We start from the raw sequence: 10,754 nt of genomic DNA, 5'->3' as shown, positions 1-10,754 counted from the left end.
AGACTCAGAAACTGGGCCTTTTTCAGCCTGGCGGCCACCGCATCCGGATTCGGGCAGCAGTATTCTACCTCCCTAATCCGGTAGGAGGTGTATACCTTCCCGGCCAGACGGCACCTGGATGTCTGGACAATTCCCATGTCTTGAAATCTTCGTATGATTGCCCGCAGGTGCGAATAGCTGATTCTGAGTTCGGATGCCATTCTGGCCTGTGTGGTCGGTTGTCCGGAAAGCAGACGCATGGCTTCATAAGTCAGAGCCTCTTTGTTTGTAAATACAATGAGTTGTGTATCTTGTGCGTTTGCCGTTTCACCTGCCGTTTTGGGTGCCGATTCAGGTGCTTTTTTGACTGCCGTTTTGCCTGCTGATCTAACTGCCGTTTTGGCTGCCGCTTCACCTGCCGTTTTGCCTGCCGTTTTGGGTGCCGTTCTGACTGCCGTTTCAGGTGCCGATTTGGGTGCTGATTCAGGTGCTTTTTTGGGTGCCGTTTTGCCTGCTGATCTAACTGCCGTTTTGGCTGCTGCTTCAGGTGTCTGATTGATACGGTCCAGGATTTGTTTGGCCTCCCGGATACCGTCAGAATGTGGATCGCCGGCTTCGCGCACGAAATCCAAGAAACTCCGCCGTTTGCGCCTTTTCTGTGAGGATGTCGTCATTTTTCCCCTATGCTTTCTTTTTTTAGGCAGTTTTCAGGATTTCAAGAAACTCTCGTGCCAGACTGCGATATGCTTTGGCTGCCTTTGAATTGCTCCGCTGCTCAAATACAGTCCGATGCAAGTATTCCGCCTGCTGTACGAGTGTGGCCATCGGAATTATGGTCTCGAAATACTGACCGGAGAATTCGGTTCGAATCCTTTCGATGACATGGCGTGCAATTAGGGTCCTCTGGTCGGCCCGATTAACTACAAGTCGCAAAAATTTAAGAGCTGGGTTTATATTTTCCGGATTGCATCAATCAGATCCAATACCTTGCGCAGTCCATCCAAACTGTACCCAGATGCGGCATCTATGGGCACAATGGCAAAATCGCTGGCGGCCAGGGATATGGTCAACCAAAGCCCGATGGACGGTGGGTTGTCGATCAGTACCACATCAAACAGTTTTGAAGATAAGATGCGGGGCAGACGCTGTTGTAATATCCGGAAACTGTCGGGGCTTCTCCTGCCCAGAGGTATGTCCAACGCGCTGCTTTCTTCAATGTTAGGTATGCGGGATACATTCGGATGGCGGGTGGAAACCACAAATGTATCACCATGTATCCTTTCTCTGATATCCGGATCCAATAAATCGTACATTGTGTGGGTGGCAATATGGGACTCTCCTGACAGCAGAATGCTGGTAGCATTTGTAAATCCACCGAATTGATAGACAACTTTTTAACCTAAATTTATCAATTTGGGTTCAAGAAATTCCATCTAATGGGCTAAAGTCATGGCCTTAATCAGTGAAATTGTGCCTATGTATAAGACAATCTTACGGAAGATATTATGGTGACCCCCAACTAGACTGGACCAGCAATACCCTCTGTGCCAATGAAGCTGAGTCACCTTCATTGGCACAGAGGTAGTGCTGAAATCAATGTATTCAAACTAGCTCCCCGGGACGGACTCCCTTCGCTTCGCTCAGGGTGAACTCACCGCCGTGGTGTGAGGTGGGTCGGAACGTCACGAGGGCTTTTTGTGGCAGAGGGCGAGTTTTTTTTCGCGGCGCCATCCCTTGATTTGCTTTTCTCTGCGGGCGGCGGAGAACTTGTCGGGGTGGGGTTCGTAGTAGAGGAGTTGGGCCTTGTGTTGGGTCATGCGATGTTGCAGGTCGGTGGTGATGCCGGTGTAGAGCTTTCCGCCGCGTTGGCAGATGTAGACGAACCACATGAGTTCACCCAATAAAAAAGGCCCGGCCCAATCAGGGCCGAGCCGGATGTTTCTGGCTCCCCGGGACGGACTCGAACCGCCAACCTAGTGGTTAACAGCCACCCGCTCTGCCGATTGAGCTACCGGGGAATGGGAACCGCTTCTTCCGAAGCGCCGCGTTTGAGTAGCAAACGCCTGGAGGTTTGTCAAGGGAAAAGGAACGGTTTGCGCGGGAGTCGGGCTTGCGTCCATGCCGGCGATCTCGTAGGGTGCATTTGGGAAGTCCCGCAACGGGGACGTAAACCCGGGTGATGCATCTCTAAACAAGGGAGGATGGAACCATGGCCGAAAATATGGAAGCGGCACTGGAAAGGCTGCGGAACCATGCCCCGCGGCTCATGGAGAGCTTTTTCCAACTGCACGATGCGCTGATGGAAGACGGCGTCTTGGACGCCAAGACCAAACGGCTCATCCAGGTGGGCATCGCCACGGCCCTTCGCTGTGAACCCTGCATCCGTCGAAGTGTGTCGGGGGCCGTGGAACTGGGGGTCACCCGCGATGAGATCCTGGAGGCGGCCGGCGTGGCAGTGCTCATGGGCGGAGCCCCTTCCATGGCCTATTGCGCCCATCACGTGATGGACGTGCTGGAAGAGTTGGAAAAGGAATCGCCCAGGAAGTGACGGGAAGACGAGTGGAGTCCATGGCACCGAAGAAATGGACTGTTCTGTCCAGCGAACGGTGGAACGGAACCCACATCGTGGGGTTCCGAAAGGATCGGGTGGTATCGCCCCGCACCGGAAGGGAGCACCAGGTCTTCGTGCTCGAATCCCCCGCCTGGGTGAACGTGATCCCCATCACGGCGGACAACCAGGTGGTCCTGGTTCGCCAATACCGCCACGGGATCCGCGATCTGACCCTGGAAATCCCCGGCGGCGTGGTGGACCCGGGAGACAGCCCGGAAGAAGCCGCCCGCCGGGAACTGCGCGAGGAAACGGGTTACGAAGCCGAAAGGCTTGTCTCCCTCGGGCACGTGCAGCCCAATCCGGCCATCCAGAACAATCTGTGCTACACCTTTCTGGCTCCCGGGGTCCGTCGGGCGGGCCCTCCGCATCTGGACGACATGGAGGACATCCAGGTGGTCACCCTCCCCCTGGCCCGGATCCCGGAGATGATCGACCGCGGTGAGATCCGCCACGCGCTCATCGTGGCGGCCTTCTGCCGTTTCTTCCTGCGGTACCCGGATCAAGGCCTGGACACAATCGTGACCACCGCCTGACCCCTGGGGTCGCCCAGGGACCGGTGCCACAGGGGCTTTCTTTATCCGGGGATGGAGCCTTCTCCGCGTAAGGGCGCCGGTCCGCCCAACGCACCCCATGCTTCAGAGCACAGGGGGGTGCGGCTCCACCTCTTCGAACCGGTTGGCTTCCCGGTTCTTTCGCACCCTCCGGGGATCGAAGATGCGGCCGTTCATGGCGATGTAGACCCCGGGCGGCAGGGTCTGCACGGCGGCCATGGCCGCGCCCACGTTGAAAGGGGCGTCGCTCGACTTGATGCGCGCGGGCTCGATGGCTCCCGTGAGCACGATCACCTTGCCCGGCATGCCCTGAAGTACCTGGGCCGTCTCCTTCATGGTGTCGGTGCCGTGGGTGATGATGATGCGCCCGGACGGGCATTCTTCCACCGCCCGGCGGACCAGGGCCCGATCCGCATCGGTGAGGTCCAGGCTGTCCTTTCGCATGAGGGGGCGGATTTCGTAGGCCGCCGTCACATTGGCTTCCCTCAGGATGACTTCCACCTGGGGCTCCCCCACCTCATACCGGCTCTTCTGGTCGAAGTAGACCTTGTCGATGGTCCCGCCGGTGGTGAAAATAAAAATCTTTTCCATCATGGCGCTCCCGTTTCGCGAAGTGGCACGGTGCTCAAAGGGTCTCCCAAGATAGACGAATTGGGCTGCGGATAGCAAACCCGAACGAGCCCTTGTCGCCGAGCTTGCAAGAGAAACGGAAAACCGATAAACCCCCTTCACGGAAGCCCGTGACAATGAGAGACGAAAGCCGTCACGGGCGCCGGGTGAAAAGCGGTCGGGATCTCCAGGTTTCAGCCATCGCGCCTGGGGGCCCTGTGACGGTCGCCTTACCAAGACTTTCCCATGCATCGGAGACGGCCGGCCGGCGCTCCCACACAGAGCGCCACGGGGTGCACCGGGGCCAGGGAGGACGGAAGGACCTTATGAGCAAGGAAAAAGAGAGCGTAACACCGCCCAACTTCATCAAGGACATCATCGAAGAAGACCTCAAAAGCGGCAAATACGGAGGGAGGGTTCACACCCGGTTTCCTCCGGAACCCAACGGATACCTGCATATCGGCCATGCCAAGTCCATCTGCCTCAACTTCGGCCTGGCCCAGGAATACGGCGGTTTGTGCAACCTCCGCTTCGATGACACCAATCCCGCCAAGGAGGACGTGGAGTACGTGGAATCCATCAAGGCGGATGTGGCCTGGCTGGGCTTCGACTGGGGAGAGCGCCTTTTCTACGCGTCCGACTACTTCGACCGGCTCCACCAGTACGCCGTGGAGCTCATCAAGAAGGGTAAAGCCTACGTGGACAGCCTGAGCCCGGAAGAGATCCGCCAGTACCGCGGAACACTCACCGAACCCGGCAAGGACAGCCCCTATCGCAACCGTTCGGTGGAAGAAAACCTGGATCTATTCCAGCGGATGCGCGCGGGCGAATTCGACGAGGGCCAATGCGTCCTCCGGGCCAAGATCGACATGGCCTCCCCCAATCTCAACCTGCGCGATCCCGTGATCTACCGCATCAAGAAGGCGGCTCATCACCGCACGGGGGACAAGTGGTGCATCTATCCCATGTACGATTTCGCCCACTGCCTGTCCGATTCCATGGAAGGGATCACCCACTCCATCTGCACCCTGGAATTTGAAGATCACCGGCCCCTCTACGACTGGTTCCTGGACGAACTGGGGGTCTACCATCCCCAGCAGATCGAGTTCGCCCGCCTGAACCTGAGCTACACGGTGTTGAGCAAGCGAAAGCTCAACCAGCTGGTGCAAGAAGGTCATGTTTCCGGCTGGGACGACCCGCGCATGCCCACCCTGTCCGGCCTGCGGCGCCGGGGTTACACCCCCGAGGCCATCCGCACCTTCTGCGACAAGATCGGAGTGGCCAAGCGGGACAGCCTGGTGGACGTGGCGCTTCTGGAACATTGCATTCGGGAGGACCTGAACAAGCGGGCCCCTCGGGTCATGGGGGTGCTGCGGCCCCTCAAGATGGTTCTCGTCAACTATCCCGAGGACCAGGTGGAAGAACTGGAGGCGGTGAACAACCCCGAAGACCCGTCCATGGGCAAGCGCCGGGTTCCCTTCTGCCGTGAACTCTACATCGAAAGGGACGATTTCCGCGAGGATCCGCCCAAAAAATACTTCCGCCTGGCCCCGGGCCGGGAGGTGCGCCTGCGCTACGGCTACTACGTGCGTTGCGTGGATGTGGTCAAGGATCCGGACAGCGGAGAGATCACCGAAGTCCATTGCACCTACGATCCCGCCACCCGCGGAGGGTGGTCGCCCGACGGACGCAAGGTCAAGGGAACCATCCACTGGGTGTCCGCCCGCCATGCCGTGCCCGCCCAGGTGCGCCTCTACGACCGGCTCTTTACCCGGGAGGATCCCAACGATGTGGAGGAAAGCCAGACCTTTCTCGATTTCATCAATCCCCAATCCCTGGTGGTGCTCAACGAGTGCTGGGTGGAGCCGAGCCTCAAGGAGGCTCAGCCCGGGGCTCGTTACCAGTTTGAACGGCTGGGTTATTTCTGCGTGGACAGCCGGGACAGCGCTCCGGACCGGCTGGTGTTCAACCGAACGGTGCCCCTTCGCGATACGTGGGCCAAGATCGAAAAGGCGATGAAAAAATGAGTCCAGAACACGCACGCACAGACGAACAAAATCCTCAGAAGATCCTGGTCTTCCAACAACAGGGAAGCGGCGAAGCCAAGATTGCGGGGCTGCGCCGCTACGGCGGTTCCCGCTTTCAAGTCCGGGTCCATTCCATCGACGAGCCCCTCCCGCCCCTTCTCGATGACACCGATGGGTACCTGCCGGAAAGGATCCAAGCGGACCTGGTCCTGGATTTTCTCAAACATCCGGACCTGTCGGAGGATCTGGCCAAGCGGTGCGCCGACCAGGGGATCCCCGTGGTGGCGTCGGGAAAGAAGATCAAAGGGCCCCGCATCTACATCCCCCCCACCTGATGCGGTCTTTCCCGGCCGGGTTGCCTGGGAGACTACGAGGTGTTCTTTGGGGCGCCGGAAGTGAAGGTGGAGCTGCGCGACGGGCGCATCGCCCGGGTGGAGGTGGTGCGCGGGGCTCCCTGCGGCGCCACGTGGGAAGCGGCCCAGCGCATGGTGGGCTGCCCCGCTGCCGAGGCGCCGGTGCGATACAGCCTGGAGACCCAATACTTTTGCTCGGCGGACCCGTCCAACTGGGATCCGCTCTATGGAAAGAGCCCCGTCCATTTCGCCGCCGAGGTGCACAAGCACGCCCTGCGAAAGGCCTTGGAAGACCTGGGCCTGGACCTGGACGCGGAGTCGTGAAGGACGGTGCCCGAGCGGATGGCAGCCCGGCCCGGCGAAAATTGGGGCTACTTTCTTAAGTGGGAACGTGTTAAAAAGACAAAGTTAGCGATCGCCAGGGGGCGTCCTTTCCCAGGGGAAAGGGCTGAGAAGTTACCCCTCGAACCTGATCCAGGTCATGCTGGCGGAGGGATTGGCGAGCGGATGGCGAAGAGAAGACCTCCCCGGCCGCTTTCCAAGCGGCCTTTTTCGTGCTCCTCTTGAAACCTCGGCTCCCCACCATCCCTCCTCCACGGAAAAGCGGGAGGAGAGACACCCATGAAAACCCAGCTGGATTTTGCCAAGGCGGGGATCGTCACCCGCGAAATGGAGCGGGCCGCCCGGAACGAGGCGGTGGATGCCGACACACTGCGCGATCTCATCGCATCGGGCCACGCCGTGCTGCCCAAGAACCGCCACCATTCCTTTGAAACCGTCCGGGCCATCGGCCGCGGGCTCAAGACGAAAGTGAACGCCAACCTGGGCACCAGCGGCGAGTGCGCGGACATGGACCTGGAGCGGCGCAAGCTGCAGGCCGCTCTCCGGGCCCGGGCCGATTCGGTCATGGACCTTTCCACGGGGGGCGACCTGCAGGCCCTGCGCACCATGTATCTCCAGGAGGCCGGAACCATGGTGGGGACCGTTCCCGTCTACGGAATCGCCACGGAGATGGTGCGAAAGGGCGTTGCCCTGGAAAAGATGGACGGCGACGTGCTCCTTCGGGGGATCGAGGAGCAATGCCGCCAGGGGGTGGACTACATCACGGTCCATTGCGGTGTGACCCTGGCCTCGGTGCGCAAGCTGGAGCACTTCGAGCGCATCATGCCGTGCGTGAGCCGGGGTGGTTCCATCCACATGTATTGGATGCGCAAGAACAAGAAGGAAAACCCGCTCTACGAAAACTTCAACGACCTTCTGGAGATCGCCCACGAGCACGACGTGACCCTGAGCCTGGGAGACGGATTCCGGCCCGGGACCATCGCGGACGCCATCGACGGGGCGCAGATCGAGGAACTGATGATTCTGGCCGAGCTGGCCCGCAGGGCCCATGAGCGGGGGGTTCAGGTGATGATCGAGGGACCGGGACATGTGCCCCTGGAGCACATCCAGTCCCACGTGCAGCTCCAGAAAAAGCTCTGCAACGGCGCGCCCTTCTACGTTCTGGGGCCGCTTCCCACCGACATCGCCGCGGGCTACGACCACATCACGGCGGCCATCGGGGGGGCCCTGGCCGGGGCCGCCGGAGCTGACTTCCTGTGCTATGTGACGCCGGCGGAACACCTGAAGCTTCCCGATGAAGACGACGTGTATCAGGGGGTCCTGGCCGCCCGCATCGCCGCGCATGTGGCGGACCTGGCCAAGGGAATCCCCGGGGCCAAGGAGCGGGACGAGGCCATGTCCCGATGCCGCCAGGCCCTGGACTGGGACGGGGTGGTGGCGGCGGCCCTGGATCCGGACCTGGTCCAACGGAGGATCCAGGTCACCCAAGACAAAGAGGCGTGCAGCATGTGCGGAAAGCTCTGTGCGGTCAAGATCGTTCGCAAGGCGACTGCCTGAAAGGAGGAGGAAAATCATGGCACTGGACGAGAGGATCATCACCCGAGCTATCATGGACCGTTACATTGCCAAGCTCAAGGAGGCCATCGATCTGGACGTGGCCATTGTGGGGGCCGGACCTTCCGGGCTGGTGGCGGGCATGCTCCTGGCCGAGGCGGGCAAAAAGGTGGCTCTGTTCGAAAGAAAGCTCAGCGTGGGCGGCGGTATGTGGGGCGGCGGCATGCTCTTCAACGAGATCGTGGTGCAGGAAGAGGCCAAGACCATCCTGGATCAGGTGGGCATCCGCGCCCAACACTACACGGACGGCTACTACACGGCGGATGCCGTGGAATCCGTCTCCACCCTGACCAGTCGCTCTGTGAAAGCGGGGGCCCGGATCTTCAATTGCGTGAGCGTGGAGGACGTCATGATGCGGCCGGAACGGATCATGGGGCTGGTGCTCAACTGGTCGGCGGTCGAGATGGCGGGCCTGCACGTGGATCCCCTGGCCGTGCGGTGCCAAGTGGTGGTGGACGCCACGGGGCACGACACGGAAGTGGTGAAGGTGGTGGAACGCAAGGTGCCGGGATCCCTTTCCACCCCCAGCGGAAAGCGCGCAGGGGAGCGGTCCATGTGGGCCGAAGAGGCGGAGCGGCTGACCTTGGAAAACACCTGCCAGGTCTACCCGGGCCTCTACGTGGCCGGGATGGCGGCCAACGCCACCTTTGGCGGCCCACGCATGGGTCCCATCTTCGGCGGGATGCTTCTTTCCGGGCAAAAAGTGGCCCGGCTCATCCTCGAGCAGCTCCAATCCTGAGCATACGGCCGGGGTGCCCCGGTCTCAGCCCAGTTCCGCCAAGCGCAGGCGCTGGATGTGGGGGGGGAGGCGCTTCCAGATCCTTTCCAGGAGGGCGTCCTCTTCGTCCTGGTCCAGATCCGGAGGAAAGCCCACCCAGGCCTGCCGTGCCGTGTCCAGGAAGTGCCCGGCGGAAGGGACCGACGCCTCCTTTTCCCGAGGGCGTAAGGGGAGGCGCACCAACACCGGCGGGCCTTCCGCCTGGGCAAACCGCACCAGGAGCTGCACCGACCGGATGGGATCCAGGGTGGAAAAGTAGTCCCGATCCATCAGGTGGCTTCGGACGGCCAGAAGGCGGTCCGCCCAATCCTCAATCGCCTCCCAGTCCAGCCGGTCTTCGTCCACCACCAGGGTCACCATGGTGTGGGGGTTGGCGCGCAATGTTTCCAGCAAGGCGTTTCCCGGATGGGCCCTCAGGGCGTCGCAGGATTCCAGCTCTACGATGAGGACGTTTCCCGGAAGGTCCGCAGGGGCCGCCGGCGCCGCGCCTTGTTGGGCCGCCTCGCGGGAAAGGGCCGCGACGGCCGGATGCCTTCCCAGGACCACACGGGTTCCATGGGGGGGCGGATGCCGGTCGTCCGGTTCCAAGGCGGCTTGGGGCACCTCCACGGGAAAGAAGTCGATGCCGGTGGCCTGTTCCGCGTACTCGAAGGCGTGGCGCACGTCGTCTGGAACCATGTGCGGGGTTTGGAGCACGTAGTAGGGGGGCTCGGCAAGGTATTGGATCCCCAGCTCCGGAGCTTTTCGGCGAAGGACGGTTCCGGGCAGCAGGCTCAGGGGGTAGAGACTCAGTTCGTCGAAAAGATCGTGTTCCACCACAAAGTCCACCGCCCGCTTCACATCCTCCACGGTATCGAAGGGAAGCCCCACCATGAGGTCCACCATGACCCCAATGCCTTCGCGGCGCAGACGCCGGACGGCCTCGAGAAACCGGTCCGGATCGAAGCGGCGTCCGATGGCCTTGAGGGCCTTGGGGTTGATGGACTGGAGCCCCACTTCCACCTGCTCCAAACCGGCGCGGGCCAGGGCGGCGATGAGCGCATCGGTGGCGTCCTCGGCGTTCAGTTCGGCCTGGAATCGGATGGGAAAGATGGAGCGCGCTTCCTCCATCGCCCGGATCAGGGCCTCCAGGTTCGGGCGCCGCGCAAAACAAGGATCGAGAAAATAGACTTCTTCCACCCCCCGCTCGGCGGCCCATAGAAGCTCCCGGCGGACCCGGTCCAGGGCGAACGGCCGAGGGTGGGGGTAGCTCTTGTGATAGTAACAGTAGGCGCACCGGTAGGGGCAGCCGCGAAGGGTTTCCAGGATCACCGTGTTGGCGGCGGAAGGCCCCAGGATGCCAGTAAGATAGGGGGAAGGGATGGCGTCCAAAGAGGTCAGGGGGGGACGGGGCGCCGTGGTGACCCAACGGTCCCCCCGGCGGAACAGGAGACCGGGGATCCGAGCCGGGTCCGAGCCGTTCTGGAGAACCGCTTGGAGCCATTGCGAAAAGGTCTCTTCTCCTTCGCCCACCACACCGAAATCGAAGACGGGGTGCCCCAGCAAGAAGGTGTTGTCCGGGTTGACTTCCGGTCCTCCCAAGACCACCATGGTTTCCGGTCGGATCTGCTTGATGCGCGCGGCCAGATGGATGGATCGTTCCACGTTCCACACATAACAGGCCAGGCCCACCACGTCCGGCCGCTCGGCTTCGAGCCAGGCCAGCAGGGCCGTGTCGCCCGCTGCGTTGGCCACGTGCGGGGGCGCCAGCACCAGGTGGGCGTCGGGGTTTCGCTCCCGGGCGTATGCGGCCAGGTAGGCCGGGCCCAGGGGGATGTTTTCCGACGGGTAGTCCGTCTCAAACGATGGAACGGGCAGTTGCATCAAGACGACTTTCACGGTGCCTCCCAA

Annotated in this window: 10 protein-coding genes, 1 tRNA gene, 1 pseudogene and 1 riboswitch; of the genes and pseudogenes, 6 read left to right on the top strand and 6 right to left on the bottom strand. The window is 61.4% G+C overall.

Annotated features, from left to right (window positions below; translation table 11 throughout):
- The 4 genes and pseudogenes from B9A12_RS16775 to B9A12_RS15695 all read right to left on the bottom strand — a co-directional run.
- Nucleotides 1-611 (bottom strand): annotated as a pseudogene (locus B9A12_RS16775) (hypothetical protein); the annotation flags it as partial.
- Between the two features lie 318 nt (nt 612-929).
- On the bottom strand, nt 930-1,331 hold the full coding sequence (locus B9A12_RS15705) for a ParA family protein (protein WP_084059044.1): 402 nt from the start codon (nt 1,329-1,331) through the stop codon (nt 930-932).
- A 330-nt stretch (nt 1,332-1,661) separates the two neighbouring features.
- A complete protein-coding gene (locus tag B9A12_RS15700; protein ID WP_084059043.1) occupies nt 1,662-1,868 on the bottom strand; it encodes a GIY-YIG nuclease family protein in 207 nt (68 codons plus the stop codon).
- A 53-nt stretch (nt 1,869-1,921) separates the two neighbouring features.
- Nucleotides 1,922-1,997, bottom strand: a tRNA-Asn gene (locus B9A12_RS15695).
- A 191-nt stretch (nt 1,998-2,188) separates the two neighbouring features.
- Here B9A12_RS15695 and B9A12_RS15690 point away from each other — a divergent pair.
- Both B9A12_RS15690 and B9A12_RS15685 read left to right on the top strand, forming a co-directional pair.
- A complete protein-coding gene (locus B9A12_RS15690; protein WP_084059042.1) occupies nt 2,189-2,527 on the top strand; it encodes a carboxymuconolactone decarboxylase family protein in 339 nt (112 codons plus the stop codon).
- Between the two features lie 20 nt (nt 2,528-2,547).
- Nucleotides 2,548-3,123: an NUDIX hydrolase gene (locus B9A12_RS15685; RefSeq protein ID WP_084059046.1), complete on the top strand. Its 576-nt coding sequence runs from the start codon at nt 2,548-2,550 to the stop codon at nt 3,121-3,123.
- Between the two features lie 102 nt (nt 3,124-3,225).
- Here B9A12_RS15685 and B9A12_RS15680 read toward each other — a convergent pair whose 3' ends face one another.
- The gene (locus tag B9A12_RS15680; protein ID WP_084059045.1) at nt 3,226-3,732 is read right to left on the bottom strand and encodes an asparaginase domain-containing protein; all 507 of its coding nucleotides are present in this window, start codon (nt 3,730-3,732) and stop codon (nt 3,226-3,228) included.
- Nucleotides 3,733-4,076: 344 nt separating this feature from the next.
- On the opposite strand from B9A12_RS15680, the gene B9A12_RS15675 reads away from it, so the two are divergent.
- The 4 genes from B9A12_RS15675 to B9A12_RS15660 all read left to right on the top strand — a co-directional run bounded on the left by B9A12_RS15675 (nt 4,077) and on the right by B9A12_RS15660 (nt 8,825).
- Nucleotides 4,077-5,777, top strand: coding sequence for a glutamine--tRNA ligase/YqeY domain fusion protein (locus B9A12_RS15675; RefSeq protein ID WP_084059041.1), 1,701 nt, complete (start codon nt 4,077-4,079; stop codon nt 5,775-5,777).
- On the top strand, nt 5,774-6,454 hold the full coding sequence (gene dfsP / locus B9A12_RS17705) for a DUF166 family (seleno)protein DfsP (RefSeq protein ID WP_281247922.1): 681 nt from the start codon (nt 5,774-5,776) through the stop codon (nt 6,452-6,454). Before B9A12_RS15675 ends, dfsP begins: the two co-directional genes overlap by 4 nt.
- Nucleotides 6,455-6,541: 87 nt before the next feature.
- A riboswitch (TPP riboswitch) is annotated at nt 6,542-6,644 on the top strand.
- Nucleotides 6,645-6,751: 107 nt separating this feature from the next.
- Nucleotides 6,752-8,029, top strand: coding sequence for a phosphomethylpyrimidine synthase ThiC (gene thiC, locus B9A12_RS15665; protein ID WP_084059040.1), 1,278 nt, complete (start codon nt 6,752-6,754; stop codon nt 8,027-8,029).
- A 16-nt stretch (nt 8,030-8,045) separates the two neighbouring features.
- Entirely contained in the window at nt 8,046-8,825 is a 780-nt protein-coding gene (locus B9A12_RS15660) for a sulfide-dependent adenosine diphosphate thiazole synthase (RefSeq protein ID WP_084059039.1), read from the top strand.
- Between the two features lie 24 nt (nt 8,826-8,849).
- Here the strand turns inward: B9A12_RS15660 and B9A12_RS15655 are convergent, their stop codons facing one another.
- Entirely contained in the window at nt 8,850-10,742 is a 1,893-nt protein-coding gene (locus B9A12_RS15655; protein WP_139796682.1) for a B12-binding domain-containing radical SAM protein, read from the bottom strand.
- Between the last annotated feature and the right edge of the window lie 12 nt (nt 10,743-10,754).

Source organism: Desulfacinum hydrothermale DSM 13146 (genome assembly GCF_900176285.1).
GTDB classification, from domain to species: Bacteria; Desulfobacterota; Syntrophobacteria; order Syntrophobacterales; family DSM-9756; genus Desulfacinum; species Desulfacinum hydrothermale.
Note: the sequence above shows the minus strand (reverse complement) of the source record. Positions and strands in the feature narration are given on the sequence as shown.